The sequence below is a fragment of the Kitasatospora sp. NPDC004531 genome (genome assembly GCF_053602195.1).
This window is the reverse complement of record NZ_JBSGDD010000110.1, coordinates 1-20,162: the sequence shown is the minus strand read 5'-3', so window position 1 is coordinate 20,162 and position 20,162 is coordinate 1. Positions and strand designations below refer to the sequence as shown.

Genomic DNA, 20,162 nt, shown 5'->3' with positions numbered 1-20,162 from the left:
CGGTGCCTTTAAGCCCTCTCCACCCCGCCCCGGGCGGGGACACCCCCCCAATCGGGCCCCACCGCGCGCGGGGGGCGGGGGGGCGTCCTGCGCCCCCGGGGCCCGGCCCGGTTCACCTCGTTGTCCACAGGCCTGTGGACAGAGTCGTGCGGTGGTGCGTCAGCGGCCCTGCAGCGCCTTGACGTTGTCGCCGAAGGTCCAGCCGCGCGAGCCGTCCCAGTTGATCGACCAGTCCATCAGGCCCTTCAGTTGGCCGTTGAAGGCGTTCCAGGACTGGCTGACCAGGCTGGGCGCCATGTAGCCGCCGCCCGCGCCGGACTGCGCCGGCAGGCCCGGGACCTGCTTGTCGTAGGGCACCTTGATGGTGGTGCCCTGGATGGTGATGCCGTTGTTCAGGCAGGTGGTCTGCGCGGTGAAGCCCTGCACGGTGCCGGCCGAGTACGAGTCGCCGGAGCAGCCGTACATCGAGCCGTTGTAGTACTGCATGTTCAGCCACCACAGCCGGCCGTTGTCCACGTACTTCTTGATGATCGGCAGGTAGGCGCCCCAGATCGAGCCGTAGGTGACGCTGCCGCCGGTGACGTACGCGGTCTCCGGGGCCATGGTCAGGCCGAAGCCGGCCGGCATCTGGGCCAGTACGCCGTCGATGATGCGGATCAGGTTGGACTGCGAGGCGGACAGCGTGCCGATGCTGCCGCTGCCGGACAGGCCGGTCTCGATGTCGATGTCGATGCCGTCGAAGTTGTACTTCTTCAGGATCGGCACCACGGTCGCGACGAACCGGTCGGCGACCGTGCTGGAGCTCAGGTCGATGCCCGCGGCCGCGCCGCCGATCGACATCAGGAGGGTCGCGCCGGCCGCCTTGGCCTGGCACATCTCGGCGGGCGTGGAGACCTTCACGCCCGCGTCCATGCCGTCCTGCCACAGCACGGTGCCGTCCGACAGGATCACCGGGAACGCGGCGTTGATGACGTTGTAGCCGTGCTGCGCCATCCGGGGGTCGGTGATCGGCGTCCACCCCATCCCGGGGTGCACGCCGTTGGACGCGCCGTCCCAGTTCTCCCAGTACCCCTGGAGCACCTTCCCGGCCGGCTTGGGCTTGGTCGGACAGGTCGCGTCACCCGGCCCGGAGCTGCCCGAGGGGCTGGACGACGGGCTGCTGGAGGGGCTGGACGAGGGGCTGCTCGACGGGCTGGAGGACGGGCTCGACGAGGGGCTGCTCGACGGGCTCGACGACGGGCTGCCGGACGGGCTGCCGCTCGGCGAGGGGCTGCTGCCGCCGGGGCCGGCCAGCGAGATGTCGTCCGCGTAGTACGCGGGCTGCCCGTACCAGCCGTGCACGTAGACGGTCACCGAGGTGGTGGTCGCCCCGGTGGTGAAGCCCACCGACAGCTGCCCGTAGGACGCGTTGCCCGCGGTCCAGGTGGACGGCGCGGTGCTCAGCCCGTTGCCGGTGGCGCCCAGGTAGACGTAGCTGCCCTGCACGTACGCGCTCAGCGTGTACTGGGAGTTGGGCTGCACGCTGATGGTCTGGCTGCACTGGGCGCTGTCCTGGCCGGTGGGGGTGGCCTTGAGCGCGGAGCTGCCGGAGTGGACGGGGCTGCCGACGGTCGCGCCGCCGGAGCAGGTCCAGCCGGAAAGCCCGTCCTCGAAGCCGGAGTTGGCCACCAGGTTGGTGGTGTCGGCGGCGGCCGTGACCGAGCCGACCACGGCGAGGCCGGCGCCGACCACGGCGGCGGCGCACACTCCGGCGAGGGAGCGCTTGAGAACGGTCGGCCCGGGTTCGGGCCGCATCACCTGCACTGCGCGTTCCACGCCCGCCCGTTGCGGGCGTGACGTGCGCGAGCTCCGACGGAACATCTGGTGCTCCCTTCCCGCCGAGCGCCATGGGCATGACCATGCGCGTGGGGGCGTGACGCCCGGCTCTGGGTGAGGTGGGGGACAAGTGTGGGGGCTGTGCCGACCGGATCGTAAAAGCGCTGGCAGGGCGCGTCAATAGGTCTGGACCAAAGGCAAGGGTGGTCTGGACCATCGGCGAGGGGCGGCCAGTGGCGGGAGCCGCCCGGCCCCGAATTCCGTTGCCCGGTAAGCAGGGTGGACACTGACCGGGAGCGCCGCGCCACGCCGGCCGCGGCCCGCACGTCCAGTGGAACGAGGCCCGTACGTGGACTGCCGCAACCCCGCCGGCCTGCTGGCCGAGGCCTGCGCCGCGATCGGCCGCCCGAGCGCCGGCGCGGAACTGATCCGGGCCGGCGAGAACACCCTGTGGCGACTGCCCGGCCGGATCGTCGTCCGGATCGCCCGGCCCGGTCAAGAAGCCGTCGCCGCACGGGAGTTGACGGTCGCCCGATGGCTGCGCGGCCACCGCGTCCCGGCCGTGCGCCCGCTCGACCGGCCGCCCGGACCATTGCTGGTCCGCGGCCGCCCCGTCACCTTCTGGCACGAGCTGCCCCCGCACCGGCACGCCACCGCCCCCGAACTCGCCGCCGCCCTCGGCCGGCTCCACCGCCTGCCCCCGCCCGACGCCGAACTCGGCACCATCGACCCGTTCGTCCGCCTCCCCGCCCGGATCGACGGCGCCACCACCCTCCGCGCCCCGCACCGCGACTGGCTGCACGGCCGACTCGCCGACCTGCGCACCGCCTGGGCCGAACTCACCCCCGCCCGCGGCCCGTCGACCGTCGTGCACGGCGACGCCTGGAGCGGCAACCTGGCCGTCACCGCCACCGCCGCCCACCTGCTCGACTTCGAACGCACCGCCCTCGGCCCGCCCGCCTGGGACCTCACCTCCACCGCCGTCGCCCACGACACCTTCGGCACCCTCGACGCCCCCGGCTACGCCGCCTTCTGCACCGCCTACGGCGCCGACGTCACCGAATGGCCCGGCTACCCGGTGCTCCGCGCGATCCGCGAACTCCGCCTCACCTGCTACGCCCTGCAACAGGCCGCCGCCGACCCCCGCCGCCACGCCGCGCAGGCCCACTACCGCCTGGCCTGCCTGCGCGGCGAACACGGCCCCCGCCCCTGGAAGTGGACGGCCGTCGACTGATCAGCTCACGCAGGGCACCCCGTCCAGCGGCATCGGATGATGCTGCCGGGGATCCTCGGACGCCGGCAGCCCGGACGGCGCCGAGGACGGCGCCGGGACGACCGGCTCCGCATCGAGCAGGATCTGCCGGGCCGCCCCCTCCACCGGCACCACGTACGGCCCCTGGTGGCTGACCGGCAGCGTCGAGGTGGTGCCCTGCCCGGCCGCCAGCGCCGGCACCTGGCGGACGAAGTCCACCGGGCTCCACCCCTTGTCGGTCACCAACTGGTCGGAGAACGTGTCGTACAACGCCGACAGCTTCGCCGGATCCGTCAGCACCCCGCCGGTGCGCAGCTTCGTCAGCACCCCGGCCAGCAGCGCCTGCGCCCGGGCCGTCCGCTGCAGGTCCGAGCCGTCACCGATGCCGTGCCGCTGCCGGACGAACGCCAGCGCCTGCGCCGGCCCCAACTCCTGCCGGCCGGCGGGCAGATCGACACCGCTCCAGGCGTCCTTGGCCGGCTTGCTCAGGCAGACCGGCACGCCGCCGAGCGCCTCCACCGTCCGGTACAGACCGGCCATCGGGATCTCCGCGTAGTGGTCCACCCGCATCCCCGCCAGCTTCTCCATCGCGGTGATCAGCGCGGCCCGCCCGGCCTCCCGGCCGCGCCGGCGCAGCTCGTCCTCGGCCAGCCCGTGACCGCGCAGCCGGTCCATCTCGTCGAGCGCCGCCTGCGGGTACAGCGCGTTGATGGACGTCGTCGCCCCGCGCGCATCGGACACCGACACGTCCCGCGGCACCGACAACTGCCGGACCTCGCCGCCACCGGCCGGGATGTGCACCAGGATCATCGTGTCGGGCACGTCCCGGTTCTCCCGCCCGGTGTGCAGATCGCCCTGCAACAGCTCCGCGGGCACCGGCCGGCCCTGGGCGTCGAAGCTGGACCCCAGCCCCACCAGCAGGATCGTCACGCCCTGCTCCAACGGCGCCGCCGAGTCGGACGAGTGCGCCGCGTCCACCGCGTCCGACCGCAGCCCCGGAATCCCGCGCGGCAGCGCCAGCGCACCCGCCCCCACCGCCACGACCGCCGTCAGCACACCCGCCACCAGCGCCGCCCGCCGCCGGGCCCGCCTGCGCCGGCGCCCGACCTCCAGCCCGCCGTCCACCAGCCGCGCCGTCACCTCCGGCCCCGGCCCACCTCCCGCCTGCCCGAAGGCCGCCCCCAACTGCACCTCGAACTCCCCGTCCCCGCCCGTCACTTCACCACTCCCTGGTCCGAACTCCCCGCTCACCGCGCCACCAGCTCCGCCAGCTCCGCGCCCAACAACGCCCGCAGCTTCACCAGCGCCCGCGAACACCGGGTGCGCACCGCCGCCGAACTGTCCTTCACCATCGCCGCGGTCTCCTCCACGCTGCGGTCCTCCCAGTACCGGAGCACCACCACCGCGCGGTCCCTGGGCGGCAGCTGGCTCAACGCGTCGACCAACGCCAACCGCAGGTCCGAGTCCGGCCCGTGCATCGCCTTCTCCGGCAGCACCTGACTCGGCCGCTCCCCGCTGCTGCGCCGCCGCTGATGCGTCAGATACGACCGCACCAGCACCGTCTGCGCGTACCCGGCCGGATTGTCGATCCGCCCCGCCCAGCTCGGCCGGTGCAGCCGGTGCCACTGGACGTACATCTGACCGAGCGTCTCCTGCACCAGATCCTCGGACAGGTGCGCGTCCCCGCCGGTGAGGAAGTACGCCGACCGGTAGAGCTGCCCGGACCGGGCCGCCGCGAACGCGACGAACTCCTCCTCCAGGGCGGCCCGCCGTCGAGCTGTGGCCACGTTTCCCTCTCCCCTCGCCGAATCCGCCCTATGACGACGCGGCCCGGCCAGGATGTTTCATCCCTCCCCGCAAAAACTTCTCCCCGATCCTGTCCGGTAGCGGACAGCCCCCACCACCCGGCCCGCTGGAAGGATGGAACGCGCCCCACCGTTCTTCCCCCGCACAGGAGTTCGCGATGACCCTCGACCACGACCCGCTCACCGGCAGACTCGTCCGGCTCAGAGAACTCCGCGAGAGCGACCTCCCCCGACTCACCGCCTGGTGGCGCGAACCCGGCCTCGCCATCCAGCAGCTCGCCGGCCCCGTCCACCCCCAGCCCGACGGCCGCCTCGCCGACATGTTCCGCGCCTGGAGCCAGAACACCGGCACCGACCTCGGCCTCTCCGTCGAAACCCTCGACACCGAGGACCTGGCCGGCCACGTCACCCTCTACGGCGCCACCCCCAAGGACCGCTGCGCCACCCTCGCCATCATCATCGGCCCGCCCCACCAGGACCGCGGCCTCGGCACCGACGTGCTGCGCACCACCATCCGCTACGGCTTCGAGGAACTCGGCCTGCACCGCATAGAACTCACCGTCAACGGCTACAACACCCGCGCCCTCGCCGCCTACCGCCGGGCCGGCTTCACCGAGGAGGGCCGCCGCCGCGAAGCCGTCTTCCGCGCCGGCAGCTGGCACGACCAGGTCCAGATGGGGGTGCTCAGCACGGAGTGGCACGACGAGCTCTGAGGGGGGCACGAGCACGGAGCCGTGGGGCTGCCGGAAGCGGAAGACGACTGCCGGCCGGGCCGTCCACGTCAATGACCTGCACGTGGACGCGACCCGGCCGGCAGTCGCCCGGTTCAGCCCTGGAACGCCCCGACGCCCTGCGGCGTCCCCAGCCCCGTCGGCCCGTCGTAGCCCGGTTCCGCCGTGCACAGGTACGCCGGCCGGCACGAGGCCGTCGCGCCGGTCACCACGTCGTTGAGCGCCCCCGGGTGCGCGTACGGGAAGCTCGCGGGCCGGCTCCCGACCGCCGGCGTGCCCGCCAGGGCGTAGGTCGCGGCGATGATCGGCGCGGCGGCCGACGTGCCCCCGTAGACGTACCAGCCGTTGCCGCCGTAGGTCTGGTAGACGGCGACGCCGGTCGCGGGGTCGGCGACGGCGGCGACGTCGGCGACGGTGCGGCGGGTGCAGCCGGTGTCCTTCTGCCAGGTGGGCTTGGCGAGCCGGGTGGAGCAGCCGCTGCCGGCGCCCTCGGTGGAGCTGGTGGACCAGACGCTCTCGGTCCAGCCGCGCGGCGAGCCGCCGCTGGGACGCAGCGAAGTCCCGCCGACCGCGGTGACGTGCGGCGAGGAGGCCGGGAAGATCACGCCGTAGCCGCCGTCCCCGGAGGCGACGGCGATGGCGACGCCGGGGTGGTCGAAGTAACGGGTGTCGTAGGTGGGGGAGTTGACGCTCTCCGGCCCGCCCCAGCTGATCGAGACGAACTTCGCGCCGAGCGAGACGGCGGTGTTGACGGCGGTGCCGAGGTCGGCCATGCCGGCGCTGTCGGCCTCGACCAGGAGCAGGCGGGCGCGCGGGGCGATGGCGGAGACCATGGCGAGGTCGAGCGCCGTCTCGCCGGCCCACGCGCTGTCGGCGCGCGGGATCCGGTTGCCGCCGCGCTGGTCGACCTTGCGGAAGCAGCCGCTGGCGGCGGTGCAGGACGGCAGCCCGTAGTAGTTGCGGTAGACGCCGAGGTCGGACTCCGCCTTCGGGTGGTCGTAGGCGTCGACGATGGCGACGGTGGTGCCGGCGCCGCCGTCGGCGGGCAGCCCGTAGGCGGAGCGCAGGTCGGCGGGGCCGTAGCCCTGCTGGTCGGCGGCGGGGCGGACGACCCGCAGGGCGTGGCAGGCGACGGTGTCGGCCTCGGCGGGCCGGGCGCAGCTGTGCACCCAGCGGGCGGTGCGGTGGTGGTCGCGCGCGTCGGCGTGGGTGGCGGTGGCGGCGGTGAGGGTGGTGGCGAGCAGGGCGGCGGCGGTGAGGGCGGTGGTGCGCACGGACGGGCCTCCGGTCGGGCTGCGGACCGGTGGCGCGCCTGGAGCTCCCTGCACGGCCGGTCACGGTTCGTACAGGGAGTGTTGACGCTGCGTCAGCCTTTTATGCCTCCGTCACTCGGCCGGTAGATGGCCGAGGGCGCCGGCCTGGACCCCGGCCTGGCTGTGCCGCCGGGCCGGTTCGCGGCCGGGCGGCTGGGTGGGGCGTTCGGCGGGGGCGCTGATCCTGGCGGTGGGGCGGCTGACGGGCTTGCCGGGTTCGACCCGCAGCGGCTCGTCGTCGTGCAGGACGGTCAGCACGCTGCCCCGGCGCAGCGTGTAGGTGGTGGTGGAGTGGGTGATGTCGACCCGCAGCAGGTGCTCGCGCACGCTCATCGAGAAGCACAGCCGTTGCAGCCCGGCGGGCAGCCGGGGCCGGAAGGACAGCTGGTCGCCGTGGTCGCGCAGGCCGCCGAAGCCCGCCACCAGGGCGATGCAGGCGCCGGCCAGCGAGGCCATGTGCAGGCCGTCGCGGGTGTTGCCGCCGAGGTCGTGCAGGTCCATCAGGGCGGCTTCGGCGGTGTAGTCGTAGGCCAGGTCGAGCTGGCCGACCTCGGCGGCGATGACGGCCTGGGTGCACGCGGACAGCGAGGAGTCGCGGACCGTCATGCTCTCGTAGTACGCGAAGTTGCGGGCCTTCTGCTCGGCCGTGAAGACGTCGCCCCGGACCTGCATGGCGAGCACCAGGTCGGCCTGCTTGACGACCTGCTTCCGGTACAGGTCGAAGTACGGGTAGTGCAGCAGCAGCGGGTACTTCTCCGGCGGCGTCGCGCCGAAGTCCCACACCTGGTGGTCGGTGAAGCCGTCCGCCTGCGGGTGCACGCCGAGCTGCTCGTCGTACGGGACGAACATCTTGTCGGCGGCGTCCCGCCAGGCGGCGGCCTCCTCGGTGTCCACGCCGAGCAGCGAGGCCTCGTGCAGGTACTTGAGCGCGGTGGCGGCGGCGTTCCACAGGTTGGACTGCGCCATCAGGTTGGTGAAGACGTTGTTGTCGGCGACGGCGCTGTACTCGTCGGGGCCGGTGACGCCCTCGATCCGGAAGTTGCCCTTGGCGTCGTGGTGGCCGAGCGAGCGCCACATCCGGGCGGTCTCCACCAGCAGCTCCAGGCCGTGGGTGCGTTCGAAGTCGGTGTCGCCGCTGGCCCGCACGTAGCGGACCACGGCGGCCGCGATGTCCGCCCCGATGTGGAACGCGGCGGTGCCGGCCGGCCAGTACCCGGAGCACTCCTCGCCGCGGATCGTCCGCCACGGGAACACCGCGCCGGCCAGGCCGAGTTGGACCGCCCGCTCGCGCGCCATCGGCAGCGTGGTGTGCCGCCAGCGCAGCGCCTGCTTGACGGCCTCCGGCAGGCAGTAGGTGAGCACCGGCAGCACGAAGGTCTCGGTGTCCCAGAACGAGTGCCCGTCGTAGCCCGGGCCGGTCAACCCCTTGGCGGGGATGGCCCGTTCCTCGCTCCGCGCGCCGGCCTGCAACACGTGGAACAGCGCGAACCGGACGGCCTGCTGGAGTTCGACGTCGCCCTCGATCTCGACGTCGTTGTCGCCCCAGAACCTGCCCAGGAACTCCTTCTGCTCGGCCACCAGGCCGTCCCAGCCGGTGTACCGGGCGGCGGTCAGCGCCGCCTCCACCTGGTCGCGGACGGCGGGCAGCGAGCGGGTCGCCGACCAGCCGTACGCCACGAACTTCACCAGGCGCAGCTTCTGCCCGGCGTTCAGCACCGTGGTGACGGTGACCCGGGCCTGGTCGTCGGAGCACTCGGCGGCGACGTCGATCCGCTCCGGCCCGTCGATCACGTGGTCGATGCCGGCCGCCACCCGCAGCCCGGAGAACCGGGTCCGGTGCACCAGCACGCCCTTCGTGCCGCTCGCGTGCCGCAACTCGGCCGCCAGCGGGGCCTCCAGCACGGCCGCCGCGCGCGGATCGCCGTCCCCGCCGCCCGGCAGCTGCTCGTTGGCCACCAGCTCGGACTGGAGCACGATCCGCACCGGGCCGTCCACGGCCTCCACCGTGTAGTCGATCGCGCACACCGCCCGCTGGGTCAGCGACACCATGCGCCGCGAGGACACCCGCACCGTCCGCCCGGCCGGCGAGGTCCACTCGGCCGCCCGGCGCAGCATGCCGTCCCGGAAGTCCAGACTCCTGCGGTGGCTGCGCAGTTCGCCGTACCGCAGGTCGAACGGCTCGTCGTCGACCAGCAGCCGGATCAGCTTGCCGTTGGTGACGTTGATGACGCTCTGCCCGGACTCCGGGAAGCCGTAGCCGCTCTCCGCGTACGGCAGCGGACGCAGCTCGAACACGCCGTTCAGGTAGGTGCCGGGCAGGCCGTGCGGCTCGCCCTCGTCCAGGTTGCCGCGCAGGCCGATGTGGCCGTTGGACAGCGCGAACACCGACTCCGCGCGGGCCTGCCCGGGCAGGTCGAGACCGTGCTCGCTGATCCCCCAGGGATCGACCGTGAACGCCTCGGACGGGCTCATCCGCGCTCCCCGAGCAGCTCCGACAGGTCGTCCACCACCACGTCCGCCCCGTGCTCCCGCAACGCCGCCGCCTGCCCGGTCCGGTTCACCCCCACCACCGTCCCGAACCCGCCCGCCCGGCCCGCCGCGACGCCCGCCAACGCGTCCTCGAACACCGCCGCGTGCTCCGGGGCGACGCCCAACTGCGCGGCGGCGGACAGGAACGTGTCCGGCGCGGGCTTGCCCGCCAGGTGGTCGCGGGCCGCGGAGATCCCGTCCACCACCACGTCGAACAGGTCGTCGATCCCGGCGGCCCGCAGCACGTCCCGGCAGTTCGCGCTGGACGAGACCACCGCGCGCGGCAGCCCCAGCTCCCGCAGCCGGTGCAGGTACGCCACCGAGCCCGGGTACGGCTGCACGCCCTGCTCGCGGATCAACCGCAGCACGGTGTCGTTCTTCGCCGCCGACAGCCCGTTGACCGTCCGCGACCCCGGCGGATCGTCCGGCCCGCCCTCCGGCACGTCGATGCCGCGCGAGGCCAGGAACTGCCGCGTGCCGTCCAGCCGGGGACGGCCGTCCACGTACCGGTCGTAGTCGCCGACCGGATCGAAGGGGACGAACTCCCCGCCGGTGCGCGCCGATTCGGCCCGCAGGAAGGAGTCGAACATGTCCTTCCACGCGGCCGCGTGCACCTTCGCGGTCTGGGTCAGCACCCCGTCCAGGTCGAACAGGAAAGCGTTGATGCGGTCCGGAAGTCCCAACATGCAGCAAGTCTCACCCGCCGCCGCCACTCCATGCCGGTCATCGCCGGGAAACGGCGCGTCGCGCTCACTCACCCACCGCGTGCACCCCCGGCCGCGGATGGCCCACCGGCACGAACAGCGGCTGCGGACGGCCGCTCTGCGCGAAATCCTTCAACCGCACGATCGCCTCCGCCCAGCCGCCCGCCGCGGCCGGCACCGACGCCAGCGCGTCCGGCGACCACCCGAGATGGCGCAGCAGCAACAGCGTGCGCCGCGAACCGTCCGGATGATCGAACATGTCCCACGTCACCGTCGTGCCCTGCCAACTCGGCGGATACACCCCCACACTCCGCCACCCCACCCGGTCCAGGTCCGCCCGCTCCCGCCGCAGCCGCACCGCCTCCGGCGCGTCCGGCACCGTCACGAGCAGGTCCTCGCCGTCCCGCTCGATCCCCGTGCTCCACCAGGACGTCAACCCCTCACGGGTGTCCAACGCCGCCAACAACCGCTCCCGCGACGCCGCGACATCGACCTGCAGGGCGATTTCGGCCATCGCAACTCACCTCACCCCCCACGATCTCGCCACCCGAGGGCGTGAGCAAGCGAGAGGGTGCGAAGACGGGGGCGCGGGGAACTGCGCGACAAGCGCAAATCACGTCCGCAAGGTCGCGATCACGTGCAGGTCACTGTCCTGCGTCGCGATCTTTCCGACGTGTGCGTTCCCCTTCGCGCAGTTCCTCGCGCCCCTGGTTGTGCTTACCGTGCCGGTGGGGACATGCGGGTGGAGACCCCTACGCGGTTGAGGGCGTTGATCACCGTGATCTGGCCGATCAGGTGGGCGAGTTCGGTCTCGGAGAAGTGCTTCGCCGCCTCGTCGAAGACGTCGTCCGGCACGTGGGTCGAAGCGACCAGCGTGATCGCCTCGGTGAGGGCCAGCGCCGCGCGCTCGCGGGCGGTGAAGAACGGGGTCTCGTGCCAGGCCGAGAGGGTGTGGAGGCGGTGCTCGGCCTCGCCGATGCGGACGGCGTCGCGGGAGTGGGCGTCGAGGCAGTACGAGCAGCCGTTGATCTGGGAGGCGCGCAGGTTGACCAGTTCGGTGACGACGGGGTCGTCGAGGCCGGCCTTGGCGACGCGGTAGAGGGCGATCAGGTCGCGGTGGAACTCGGGGGCGACGCGGGCGAAGGCGAGGCGCTGGGCGGGGGCGGGAACGGTGTCCTGGTCGGTCATGCGGTCCACGCTAGGCGGGAGTTGTCCCGGCGGTGTGGTTCATTTGGGGGATGAGTTCCTGGGCCACTTTCGGTGGTGACCTGCACCTGGACCTGACCGCCGGCCGGGCCCGCGGCCTCGGGCTGCGCGCCGCGCTGGAGGACGCGCTGCGCACCGCCGTGCGCGACGGACGGCTCGTCGCGGGCACCCGGCTGCCGTCGTCGAGGGCGCTGGCGACGGACCTGGGGATCGCCCGCAACACCGTCGCCGAGGCGTACACCCAACTCGTCGCGGAGGGCTGGCTGATGTCCCGCCAGGGGTCCGGCACGGTGGTCGCCGAACGCGGCCCGCAGCCGGCCGGGTACGCCCCGCCGCCGGGCCTGCGGCAGCCGCCGCCGCTGCGGTACGACCTGAAGCCGGGCTCGCCCGACCTGAGCCGCTTCCCGCGCGGAGCGTGGCTCGCGGCGGCCCGCCGGGCGCTGGCGACGGCCCCGCACGACGCGCTCGGGTACGGCGACCCGCGCGGCCGGATCGAGCTGCGCCGCGCGCTCGCGGGCTACCTGGCCCGGGCCCGCGGCGTGCGCACCGATCCGGAGCGGCTGCTGATCTGCTCGGGCGTGCAGCAGGGCCTCGGCCTGGTGTGCGCGGCGCTGCGCGAGCAGGGGCTGCGGTCGGTCGCGGTGGAGGCGTACGGGCTGCCGCCGCAGCACGCGGTGCTGGCCGCGCACGGGCTGGCGCTGCGCCCGCTGCGGCTCGACGACGGCGGCGCGGCGACCGCCGAACTGGCCGCCACGGACGCCGGGTTGGCGCTGCTGACACCCGCCCACCAGTTCCCCACCGGGATGCCGCTGCGGGCGGCGCGGCGGGCGCAGGCGGTGGACTGGGCGCGGCAGGTCGGCGGCTACCTGCTGGAGGACGACTACGACGGCGAGTTCCGCTACGACCGGCACGCCATCGGGGCGATGCAGGCGCTGGACCCGGAACGCGTGGTGTACGCGGGCACCGCGTCCAAGTCGCTGGCGCCGGGCGTCCGGCTGGCCTGGCTGGCGCTGCCGGCCGAGCTGGTGGCGCCGGTGATGCGGCACAAGCAGCTCGCGGACGGGCAGAGCGGCGCCCTGGAGCAGCTGACCCTGGCCGAGCTGATCGAGTCCGGCGGCTACGACCGGCACATCCGGCGCAGCCGCCAACTGCTGCGCCGGCGCCGCGACCGGCTGGTCGAGGTGCTCGCCGAGCGCTGCCCGCGGGTACGGGTGACGGGGATCAGCGCGGGCCTGCACGCCATCCTGGAACTGCCCGCCGACTCCCCGGGCGAGGACGAGCTCCGGGCCCGGGCGCTGCGGGCGGGCGTGCGGGTGCACACCCTGGGGTGGAGCCGGGCCGAGGGCGTGCACCGCCCGCCGCGGTGGCCCCCGGCGCTGGTGATCGGCTACGGTACGCCGCCCGACCACGCCTTCGAGGCCGCCCTGGACGCGCTGTGCGCCGTGCTCGGGCCCTGACCGGCCCGGTCAGTGGTTGCGGCTGCCCACGTAGAACAGCAGGAACAGGAAGCCCACGAAGCCGTGGCCCGACACGATGTAGATCCACACCCGGATCCACACCCGGTTCGAGGCGCGGTAGCCCGCGTCGAAGGTCTCCTTGTACTGCGGGATTTCGGGCTTGGTGTCGGCCATGGCGGTCTCCTGACGGTGGTGGCGGACGGGTTCGGGGGCTACAGGCGCGGGGCGTCGCCGAGGCACAGGTCGCCGGTGGGGCTCTGCAGCAGGGTGTGGACGAAGATCAGGTCGAGGCCGGTGTCGGAGTCGGCGGCGATGCAGTGCGGCGTCATCGAGTCGAAGTGGGCGGAGTCGCCCTCGCCGAGCAGGTGCACCCGGTCGCCCAGGGTGAGCTTCATCCGGCCCTTGGTGACGTACAGCCACTCCTCGCCGGGGTGCACCCGCACCACGGCGTCCTGCGAGCTCGGCGGGACGTGCACCCGCAGCGCCTGCATGGCCCGGCCCGGGGCGCCGGCCCGCCGGTACCCCCAGCCGCCGGCCCGGCCCGGCTCGACCACACCGCCGCGGATCACCGGGTCCGGCTCGGCGACCTGCTCGCCGAGCAGCCCGGACACGCTTGTCCCGTACGCCCGGGCCAGGCCGAGCAGCACCGGCAGCGACGGCTGTCGGCGCCCGGTCTCCAGGCGCGACAAGTAGGCTGGCGACAGGCCGACTCGGGCCGCCGCGGCCTCCAGCGTGAGCCGGCTGGAGACCCGCTGTTCCCGCAGGCGCGCGCCGAGGCCCGCGACCTCCTGCTCGTCGACCGGTGGACTGTCTGTCATGGCTCCAGTCCACACCCTTTGTGCCTCACGGGCAACAAACTTGCCCCACAGGCAAACGGGTCGGATCCCCCTTGTTTTTTCCCAGTCTCCCCGCCCTTATCCGCCCGCCGGGCGCGGGTTCACGGGCGCGGCACGTTGCGCAGGTTGGACCGCGCCAGATCGACCATCCGGCCCACGCCGCCGCTCAGCACCGTCCGCCCGGCCGCCAGCGCGAAGCCCTTCAGCTGGGCGGCGGTGATCCGCGGCGGGATGGACAGCGCGTTCGGGTCGGTGACCACGTCCACCAGCGCCGGGCCCGGCCGCTCCAGGGCGTCCGCCAGCACCTCCCGGACCTTCGCCGGATCGGTCACCCGCTTCGCCGGGATGCCGCACGCCCGGGCGATCGCCGCGTAGTCCACGTCGCCGTTGTCGATCTCGAACTCCGGATAGCCGGAGACCAACATCTCCAGCTTGATCATCCCGAGCGCCCCGTTGTTGAACACCACCGTCTTCACCGGCAGCTTGTGCTTCGTCACCGTCAACAGCTCGCCCAGCAGCATGCCGAGCCCGCCGTCCCCCGACATCGACACCACCTGCCGCCCAGGGAACGCGAATTGGGCCCCGATCGCGTGCGGCAGCGCGTTCGCCATCGAGCCGTGCAGGAACGAGCCGATCACCCGCCGCCGGCCGTTCGGCGTCAGATAGCGCGCCGCCCAGACGTTGTTCATGCCGGTGTCCACCGTGAACACCGCGTCGTCCGCCGCCACCTCGTCCAGCACCGACGCCACGTACTCCGGATGGATCGGCCGGTGCTTCTCGATGCCCTTGGTGTACGCCCCGACCACCGTCTCCAGCGCCCGGTAGTGCCGGGTCAGCATGCCGTCCAGGAACGACCGGTCGCTCTTCTGCTCCAGCAGCGGCAGCACCGCGCGCAGCGTCGCCGCGACGTCCCCGTGCACCGCCAGCTCCAACGCCGTCCGCCGGCCCAGCCGGGTCGCGTCGTGGTCCACCTGCACGGTGCGGGCCTGCGGCAGGAACGAGTCGTACGGGAAGTCGGTGCCCAGCAGCAGCACCAACTCGGCCTCGTGCAAAGCCTCGTGGCACGCGCCGTAGCCGAGCAGGCCGCTCATCCCGACGTCGTACGGGTTGTCGAACTGGATCCACTCCTTGCCGCGCAGCGAATGCCCGACCGGCGCCTGCAGCACGCCCGCCAGCTTCATCACCTCCTCGTGCGCGCCCCGCACCCCCGCGCCCGCGAACACCGCCACCGTCCGCGCCGCGTTCAGCGCCTCCGCGAGCGCCTGCACCTGCGACCACGGTGGCGCGGCGACGGCCTGCTCGGTCAGGAACGTCGAACGGCCCGTCGGGGCGGGCGCGTTCAGCGCCGCGATGTCACCCGGGAACGCCAGCACCGAGACGCCCCGGCCGCCCAGCGCGTGCTGGATGCCCACTCGCAGCAGCCGCGGCAACTGCGCCGGATTCGACAGCAGTTCGCACCACCCGCTGCAATCGGTGAACACCCGCTCCGGGTGCGTCTCCTGGAAGAACCCCGTCCCGATCTGCGCCGACGGAATGTGCGACGCCAGCGCCAGCACCGGCACCCCGCTGCGGTGCGCGTCGTACAACCCCTGGATCAGGTGCGTGTTCCCCGGCCCGCAACTTCCCGCGCACACCGCCAGCCGCCCCGTCAGCTCGGCCTCCGCCGCCGCCGCGAACGCCCCCGCCTCCTCGTTCCTGACGTGCACCCAGGAGATCCCCTCCGCCCGCCGGATCGCGTCCACCACCGGATTCAGACTGTCCCCCACCACCCCGTAGACCCGCTCGACCCCCGCCTGCTGAAGCACTTCCACCATCTGGTCGGCCACGCTGCCCACGGGATCACCTCACGCCACGAAGAATCGGACATTTGGCACGATAAAGGAGCGCGCAACCAGGGGCGCGGGGAACTGCGCGAAGGGGAACGTGACCGACGGCAAGATCGCGACTCAGGACAATGAGCTGCACGTGATCGCGACCTTGGCCTGTCAGTGCGCTCTTTCTACCTCCGGTCGAACGTCGCGCCGAGCGTCTCGCACACCCGCGTCTCCCGGTCCAGCGTCTCGCCCACGATCGGGTAGTTGGCGAGGTCGCGGTGGCAGAGCTCGGAGGTGGGGGGCATGCCGTCGAGGTAGCCGGTGTCCAGGCCGTGGACTTCGTCGAGGCCGCTGACCTGGACGATCGGGGTGGTGGCGGAGGCCGGGGCGGTGCCGAGGGCGAGGCCGGCGAGGGAGAGGGCGGCGAGTGCGGTGAGCTTCTTCATGGCTGGTGCAACGAGGGCCGCCCCCGCCCGGTCACGTAGCTCGACCTGGCGGGGGCGGCCCCGGGGGCGTCAGGAGGTGCGGACCAGCAGGGTGCTGACGCTGTTGCTGACGAAGGAGGCGATCGGCCGCGGGTCCGCGCCGTCGGCGAGCCGCAGGCCGGGGTGGCGGGCGAACAGCTCGCGCAGCGCCGTCTCCGCCTCCAGGCGGGCCAGCGAGGAGCCGATGCAGAAGTGCGGGCCGTGGCCGAGCGCGAGGTGCCGGTTGTTGGGCCGGGTGAGGTCGAAGCGGTCGGCGTCCTGGTAGTGGGCGTCGTCGCGGCCGGCCGCCGCGTAGGAGGCGAGCATGGCCTCGCCGCGGCGGATCAGCACGTCGCCGACCTGGATGTCCTCCAGCGCGTAGCGCATCGGGAACTGGCCGACCGGCCCGTCGTAGCGCAGCGTCTCCTCGACGACGGCGGACCAGGTGACGGTGCCGTCGAGGACCAGCGCCAGCTGGTCGGGGTGGGTGAGCAGGGCCCGCACCGCGTTGCAGATCAGGTTGAGGGTGGTCTCGTGGCCGGCCACCACCAGCTGCATCAGGATGCCGATGAGTTCGGCCTCGCTGAGCCGGTCCTGCTCCTCGCGGGCGGCGATCAGCGCCGTGGTCAGGTCGTCCGCGGGCTCGGCCCGCTTCGCGGCGGCGACCTGGGCGAGCAGCCCGGCCAGGTCGCGGGCGGCGGCCGCGCCCGCGCCGGGGGTGGCGGAGGAGCTGACCAGGGTGTTGGAGAGCTCGTGCAGCAGGTCCTGCTGCTCCTCGGCGAGGCCGAGGAGTTCGCCGATCACCTGCATGGGCAGCGGGTAGGCGAAGTGGGTGCGCAGGTCGAAGTCGCCGTCGAGGGCGGCGACGCCGTCCAGCAGGCGGGCGACCCGCTGTTCGATGGCGGGGGCCAGCTCGGCTATTCGGCGCGGGGTGAGCGCCTGCGAGACCAGGCCGCGCAGGCGGCGGTGGTCGGCGCCGTCCGAGGTGGTCATGCCGGGCACGGTGATGAAGGTCATCAGCGGCCAGCCCTCGGGCAGCCGGCCCTCCTGGTAGAGGTTCCAGTGCTTGGCGTTCTTGCCGACCCGTGGGTCCGCGAGCAGCTCCTGCAGGGTGTCGTGGTGGGTTATCGCCCAGACCACCACTCCACCAGGGAGCTCCACCAGTGTCGCCGGCCCGTTGTCGCGGAGTCGTCGGTTCTCGGCGTGCTGGTCGGCCCCGAGGGGGTCGAGTCTGACGGGCTGGAGCTGGTCTGCGGTGGTGTCCATGCGGTCCTCTCGGGCGATTCGGGGCGGGGCGGGACGAAGGCGCTGTACAGCACCGGCAGGCTGACCAGGGCGCGCGACCAGGGCGACGGACGCCAGGTCAACTCGTGGGCAGGAATGGCGAGTTGGAGATCGGGAAGGCAGTGCAGCAGGGTCTCGACGGCGGTCTCGGCGATCAGCCGGGCCGGGTCCTGCGCGGGGCAGACGTGCCGGCCGGCGCCCCAGGCGAGGTGCGCCCGGTTGCCGGCGATGCCGTCGGGGCCGTGCGCGGCCGGGTCGTCGTTGGCACCGGCCAGGCCGAGCACCAGCATGTCGCCGGCGCTGATGTACTGGCCGCCCAGCACGGTGTCGGAGACCGCCCACCGGCCGGGGAAGTTCTGCACCGGCGGGTCGCGCCACAGCACCTCGTCGAGGGCGTCCGAGACGGTGGCCCGGCCGCCGGTCAGCGTGGTGCGGAAGCGCCGGTCGGTGAGCAGCAGCCGCACCGTGTTGCCGATCCAGTTGATGGACGACTCGTTGCCGGCCACCAGCATCACCATCAGGTTGTGCACCATCTCCTCGTCGCTGAGCGCGGCCGGGTGCGCCAGCAGCCAGGACACCAGGTCGGCGCCGGGCCGGGCGCGGCGGTCGACCACCAGGTCCATCAGCAGGCCGAAGAACTCGGCGGCGGCGCGCTGCGAGTCCTTGCTGCTGTCGACCAGGGCGGTGATCAGCCCGACCAGGCGCGGGCCGTCCTCGGAGGGCAGCCCGAGCAGCCGGGTGAAGACCAGCAGCGGCAGCCGCTTGGTGAACTGGGCGACCAGGTCGGCGGTGCCGTCCGGACCCCAGCTCTCGATCAGCGCGAGCGCGGCCTCCTCGGTGGTCTGCCGCAGCTGCTGGTGGTCGATCCGCGCGAGCGTGTCGGCGACCGCGCTGGACAGCCGGTGGTGGGCGGCGCCGTCCATGCTCTGCAGGGTGGGCCGCCACATGGTCATCGGGATCAGGTGCGAGTCGGCCCGCAGCCGGCCCTCCTGCTGCACCCGCCAGCGCCGCGAGTCCTTGGAGAACAGCGCCTCGTTGCGGGTCAGTTCGAGCATCTCCTGGTAGCCGATGACCAGCCAGGCCTCCACCCCGGGCTCCAGCTCGATCGGCGCGACCGGGCCGTGCTGGGCCCGCAGCCGGGCGTACAGGCTGTGCGGGTTCTCGGCGACCGCCGCCCCGTACAGCGGCGAGCCCTGGGCGCGGGTGTACGGGCAGCCGGCAGTGGCGGCCGCCCGGTGGTCGGGGACGGTCATGGCAGCTCCAGGGCGGTGGACCGCAGGTGGTCCACGAAGTCGATCAGCAGCCGGTGCGCGGCGTCCGGGTCGCGGACGTCGCAGGTCAGGATCGGCACCTCGGGCAGCAGGTCGAGGGCGGCCCGCAGTTCCGCGTCCGGGTAGGCAGGGGTGTCCGGGAAGACGTTGACCGCCACCGCGAACGGGATGCGCTGCTCCTCCAGCAGGCCGAGGACGTCGAAGGACTCCTCGATCCGGCGGGAGTCCACCAGCGCGATCGCGCCGAGCGCGCCGCGCGACAGGTCCTCCCACAGCGGCCAGAACCGCTGCTGGCCGGGCGTGCCGAACAGGTACAGCGCCAGGTGCCGGCTGAGGGTGATCCGGCCGAAGTCCAGCGCCACCGTGGTGGTGGTCTTCGTCGGACGGCCCGTCAGGTCGTCCACCGCGGCGCCGGCCGCGGTCATGGTCTCCTCGGTGCGCAGCGGAGCGATCTCGCTCAGCGCACCGACCAGCGTGGTCTTGCCGACCCCGAACGGGCCGGTGACCAGGATCTTCACCGCCCCCTGGACGGTGGACGGCAGGTAGGTCGGCTCAACGGAGCTGGCGGAGGCCAACCAGCACCTCCTCCAGCAGTGCGAGCGGAACCTGCTCGGCCTGCCGCACCGGCGGCAGGACCTGCACGGCCCCGAGGTCCAGAAGATCGCCGACCAGCACCTTCAGCACACTGATCGGCAGGCCGAGGTGGGCGGCCACCTCGGCTATCGAGAGCAGCTCCCGGCACAGCGCCAGGATCGACTGCTGCTCGCGGTTCAAGGCCGTGCGGTCGACCGCGGCCCCCGGCACGGTCCGCACCAGGCTCTCGAACTCCAGCACGTTGCGGCTGGCCCGGCTGCGGCCCCCGGTGATCACGTAAGGCCGAACCGGCCCCCGCCTCACCGCACGTCCCCGGCGCCGGCGTGCTCCTGCCGCGGCGCGGCGGTCAGGTGGCTGCCGATCCGCTCGACCAGGGTCTGCATCTGGTACGCCACCAGGCCCGCGTCCACCGCCTCGCCGGCCAGCACCGCCAGGTGGGTCCCGGCGCCGGCGGCGACCACGAACAGGTACCCGCCGCCGAACTCGATGATGATCTGCCGGGTCGGTCCGTCGCCGAAGCCCTGCGCCACGCCCCGGGACAGCGACTGCAGTCCGGAGCAGGCGGCGGCCAGCCGCTCGGCGTCGTCCCGGCCGATCTTCGGGCTGCGGCCCATCTCCAGGCCGTCGTTGGACACCACGACGGCGTGCTGGACCTCCGGGACGGCGACGATGTCGGTCAGCAGCCAGCCGAGATCAGGGGTTGTGGTCATGGGAGTCTCCCGTGCGCTGGGGAAGTTGGGGGGAAGCGGGGAATTCGTCGTGGCGGCCCTCGGGCCGCCGGTCCTGCTGGGCGGCCGAACGGCCGCTGGCGGTCCCGGCCTGGAACATCGACATGAACGTCTGCGCCTCGCGCGCACAGCGCGGCGGCGGCGCGGGCTGCTCCTCGGCCCGGGGCGCGGTCTGCTGCGGCGGGGCGCTGCCACGGCGGTTGACCCGCCGCGGCAGGGTGCCGCCCTGGGTGGGAACCACCGCCCGGTCCGCGTCCGCGGCCCCGCCGGGAGCACCTAGGTTGGCTGTTCCTGTCCGAGGCCCTGACCTGGCCGATCCTGCTCGGCGGCGCGATAGTGGTCGGCGGCGTGTTCCTGGC

The 20,162-nt window shown here is 73.3% G+C and carries 21 protein-coding genes; 3 read left to right on the top strand and 18 right to left on the bottom strand.

The window, feature by feature from the left end:
- Positions 1 to 159: 159 nt before the first annotated feature.
- Positions 160 to 1,794 carry a carbohydrate binding domain-containing protein gene (locus tag ACWEMJ_RS30070; protein ID WP_452140279.1) on the bottom strand — a complete coding sequence of 545 codons (1,635 nt, stop codon included), beginning with the start codon at positions 1,792 to 1,794 and terminating at the stop codon, positions 160 to 162.
- Between the two features lie 370 nt (positions 1,795 to 2,164).
- On the opposite strand from ACWEMJ_RS30070, the gene ACWEMJ_RS30065 reads away from it, so the two are divergent.
- Positions 2,165 to 3,049 (top strand): phosphotransferase enzyme family protein, encoded by an 885-nt coding sequence (locus ACWEMJ_RS30065; RefSeq protein ID WP_452140277.1) that lies wholly within the window; start codon positions 2,165 to 2,167, stop codon positions 3,047 to 3,049.
- Here ACWEMJ_RS30065 and ACWEMJ_RS30060 read toward each other — a convergent pair whose 3' ends face one another.
- Together ACWEMJ_RS30060 and ACWEMJ_RS30055 are read right to left on the bottom strand one after the other, a co-directional pair.
- On the bottom strand, positions 3,050 to 4,285 hold the full coding sequence (locus tag ACWEMJ_RS30060; protein ID WP_452140276.1) for an LCP family protein: 1,236 nt from the start codon (positions 4,283 to 4,285) through the stop codon (positions 3,050 to 3,052).
- Positions 4,286 to 4,314: 29 nt separating this feature from the next.
- The gene (locus ACWEMJ_RS30055; protein WP_452140275.1) at positions 4,315 to 4,854 is read right to left on the bottom strand and encodes a SigE family RNA polymerase sigma factor; all 540 of its coding nucleotides are present in this window, start codon (positions 4,852 to 4,854) and stop codon (positions 4,315 to 4,317) included.
- Between the two features lie 176 nt (positions 4,855 to 5,030).
- Between ACWEMJ_RS30055 and ACWEMJ_RS30050 the strand changes: the two genes are divergently transcribed.
- Entirely contained in the window at positions 5,031 to 5,585 is a 555-nt protein-coding gene (locus ACWEMJ_RS30050) for a GNAT family N-acetyltransferase (RefSeq protein WP_452140274.1), read from the top strand.
- Positions 5,586 to 5,698: 113 nt separating this feature from the next.
- Here ACWEMJ_RS30050 and ACWEMJ_RS30045 read toward each other — a convergent pair whose 3' ends face one another.
- From ACWEMJ_RS30045 to ACWEMJ_RS30025, 5 genes are all read right to left on the bottom strand, one after another.
- Positions 5,699 to 6,877 carry a S53 family peptidase gene (locus ACWEMJ_RS30045; RefSeq protein WP_452140273.1) on the bottom strand — a complete coding sequence of 393 codons (1,179 nt, stop codon included), beginning with the start codon at positions 6,875 to 6,877 and terminating at the stop codon, positions 5,699 to 5,701.
- A gap of 111 nt (positions 6,878 to 6,988) precedes the next feature.
- Positions 6,989 to 9,388 (bottom strand): glycoside hydrolase family 65 protein, encoded by a 2,400-nt coding sequence (locus tag ACWEMJ_RS30040; protein WP_452140272.1) that lies wholly within the window; start codon positions 9,386 to 9,388, stop codon positions 6,989 to 6,991.
- Entirely contained in the window at positions 9,385 to 10,131 is a 747-nt protein-coding gene (locus ACWEMJ_RS30035; protein WP_452140271.1) for an HAD family hydrolase, read from the bottom strand. The genes ACWEMJ_RS30040 and ACWEMJ_RS30035 overlap by 4 nt, the downstream gene beginning before the upstream one ends.
- Positions 10,132 to 10,195: 64 nt before the next feature.
- Entirely contained in the window at positions 10,196 to 10,663 is a 468-nt protein-coding gene (locus tag ACWEMJ_RS30030; protein ID WP_452140270.1) for an SRPBCC family protein, read from the bottom strand.
- 203 nt (positions 10,664 to 10,866) lie between these two features.
- Positions 10,867 to 11,337: a carboxymuconolactone decarboxylase family protein gene (locus ACWEMJ_RS30025; RefSeq protein ID WP_452140269.1), complete on the bottom strand. Its 471-nt coding sequence runs from the start codon at positions 11,335 to 11,337 to the stop codon at positions 10,867 to 10,869.
- 50 nt (positions 11,338 to 11,387) lie between these two features.
- Here ACWEMJ_RS30025 and pdxR point away from each other — a divergent pair, with 50 nt between their 5' ends.
- A complete protein-coding gene (gene pdxR, locus ACWEMJ_RS30020) occupies positions 11,388 to 12,812 on the top strand; it encodes a MocR-like pyridoxine biosynthesis transcription factor PdxR (RefSeq protein WP_452140268.1) in 1,425 nt (474 codons plus the stop codon).
- A 9-nt stretch (positions 12,813 to 12,821) separates the two neighbouring features.
- Here pdxR and ACWEMJ_RS30015 read toward each other — a convergent pair whose 3' ends face one another.
- From ACWEMJ_RS30015 to ACWEMJ_RS29970, 10 genes are all read right to left on the bottom strand, one after another.
- Positions 12,822 to 12,986, bottom strand: a complete 165-nt coding sequence (locus tag ACWEMJ_RS30015; protein WP_452140267.1) for a DUF6126 family protein — start codon at positions 12,984 to 12,986, stop codon at positions 12,822 to 12,824.
- Between the two features lie 38 nt (positions 12,987 to 13,024).
- Entirely contained in the window at positions 13,025 to 13,630 is a 606-nt protein-coding gene (locus ACWEMJ_RS30010) for a helix-turn-helix domain-containing protein (protein WP_452140266.1), read from the bottom strand.
- Between the two features lie 119 nt (positions 13,631 to 13,749).
- Positions 13,750 to 15,462 (bottom strand): pyruvate dehydrogenase, encoded by a 1,713-nt coding sequence (locus ACWEMJ_RS30005; RefSeq protein ID WP_452140278.1) that lies wholly within the window; start codon positions 15,460 to 15,462, stop codon positions 13,750 to 13,752.
- Between the two features lie 185 nt (positions 15,463 to 15,647).
- Positions 15,648 to 15,908 carry a hypothetical protein gene (locus ACWEMJ_RS30000; RefSeq protein ID WP_452140265.1) on the bottom strand — a complete coding sequence of 87 codons (261 nt, stop codon included), beginning with the start codon at positions 15,906 to 15,908 and terminating at the stop codon, positions 15,648 to 15,650.
- Positions 15,909 to 15,977: 69 nt separating this feature from the next.
- Positions 15,978 to 17,066 carry a cytochrome P450 family protein gene (locus tag ACWEMJ_RS29995; RefSeq protein ID WP_452140264.1) on the bottom strand — a complete coding sequence of 363 codons (1,089 nt, stop codon included), beginning with the start codon at positions 17,064 to 17,066 and terminating at the stop codon, positions 15,978 to 15,980.
- Positions 17,051 to 18,463: a cytochrome P450 gene (locus tag ACWEMJ_RS29990; RefSeq protein WP_452140263.1), complete on the bottom strand. Its 1,413-nt coding sequence runs from the start codon at positions 18,461 to 18,463 to the stop codon at positions 17,051 to 17,053. The genes ACWEMJ_RS29995 and ACWEMJ_RS29990 overlap by 16 nt, the downstream gene beginning before the upstream one ends.
- A complete protein-coding gene (locus ACWEMJ_RS29985; RefSeq protein WP_452140262.1) occupies positions 18,460 to 19,056 on the bottom strand; it encodes a GTP-binding protein in 597 nt (198 codons plus the stop codon). Before ACWEMJ_RS29985 ends, ACWEMJ_RS29990 begins: the two co-directional genes overlap by 4 nt.
- Positions 19,034 to 19,351, bottom strand: coding sequence for a DUF742 domain-containing protein (locus ACWEMJ_RS29980; protein WP_452140261.1), 318 nt, complete (start codon positions 19,349 to 19,351; stop codon positions 19,034 to 19,036). The genes ACWEMJ_RS29985 and ACWEMJ_RS29980 overlap by 23 nt, the downstream gene beginning before the upstream one ends.
- Before the next feature lie 23 nt (positions 19,352 to 19,374).
- Positions 19,375 to 19,785 (bottom strand): roadblock/LC7 domain-containing protein, encoded by a 411-nt coding sequence (locus ACWEMJ_RS29975; protein WP_452140260.1) that lies wholly within the window; start codon positions 19,783 to 19,785, stop codon positions 19,375 to 19,377.
- Positions 19,769 to 20,044 (bottom strand): hypothetical protein, encoded by a 276-nt coding sequence (locus ACWEMJ_RS29970; RefSeq protein WP_452140259.1) that lies wholly within the window; start codon positions 20,042 to 20,044, stop codon positions 19,769 to 19,771. The genes ACWEMJ_RS29975 and ACWEMJ_RS29970 overlap by 17 nt, the downstream gene beginning before the upstream one ends.
- Between the last annotated feature and the right edge of the window lie 118 nt (positions 20,045 to 20,162).

Bases quoted from the DNA above. Each gene is read 5' to 3' on its own strand.
- ACWEMJ_RS30070 (WP_452140279.1), bottom strand. From the start codon at position 1,794: ATGCGGCCCGAACCCGGGCCGACCGTTCTCAAGCGCTCCCTCGCCGGA.
- ACWEMJ_RS30050 (WP_452140274.1), top strand. From the start codon at position 5,031: ATGACCCTCGACCACGACCCGCTCACCGGCAGACTCGTCCGGCTCAGA.
- ACWEMJ_RS30040 (WP_452140272.1), bottom strand. From the start codon at position 9,388: ATGAGCCCGTCCGAGGCGTTCACGGTCGATCCCTGGGGGATCAGCGAG.
- ACWEMJ_RS30035 (WP_452140271.1), bottom strand. From the start codon at position 10,131: ATGTTGGGACTTCCGGACCGCATCAACGCTTTCCTGTTCGACCTGGAC.
- ACWEMJ_RS30030 (WP_452140270.1), bottom strand. From the start codon at position 10,663: ATGGCCGAAATCGCCCTGCAGGTCGATGTCGCGGCGTCGCGGGAGCGG.
- ACWEMJ_RS30025 (WP_452140269.1), bottom strand. From the start codon at position 11,337: ATGACCGACCAGGACACCGTTCCCGCCCCCGCCCAGCGCCTCGCCTTC.
- pdxR (WP_452140268.1), top strand. From the start codon at position 11,388: ATGAGTTCCTGGGCCACTTTCGGTGGTGACCTGCACCTGGACCTGACC.
- ACWEMJ_RS30015 (WP_452140267.1), bottom strand. From the start codon at position 12,986: ATGGCCGACACCAAGCCCGAAATCCCGCAGTACAAGGAGACCTTCGAC.
- ACWEMJ_RS30010 (WP_452140266.1), bottom strand. From the start codon at position 13,630: ATGACAGACAGTCCACCGGTCGACGAGCAGGAGGTCGCGGGCCTCGGC.
- ACWEMJ_RS30005 (WP_452140278.1), bottom strand. From the start codon at position 15,462: ATGGTGGAAGTGCTTCAGCAGGCGGGGGTCGAGCGGGTCTACGGGGTG.
- ACWEMJ_RS30000 (WP_452140265.1), bottom strand. From the start codon at position 15,908: ATGAAGAAGCTCACCGCACTCGCCGCCCTCTCCCTCGCCGGCCTCGCC.
- ACWEMJ_RS29990 (WP_452140263.1), bottom strand. From the start codon at position 18,463: ATGACCGTCCCCGACCACCGGGCGGCCGCCACTGCCGGCTGCCCGTAC.
- ACWEMJ_RS29975 (WP_452140260.1), bottom strand. From the start codon at position 19,785: ATGACCACAACCCCTGATCTCGGCTGGCTGCTGACCGACATCGTCGCC.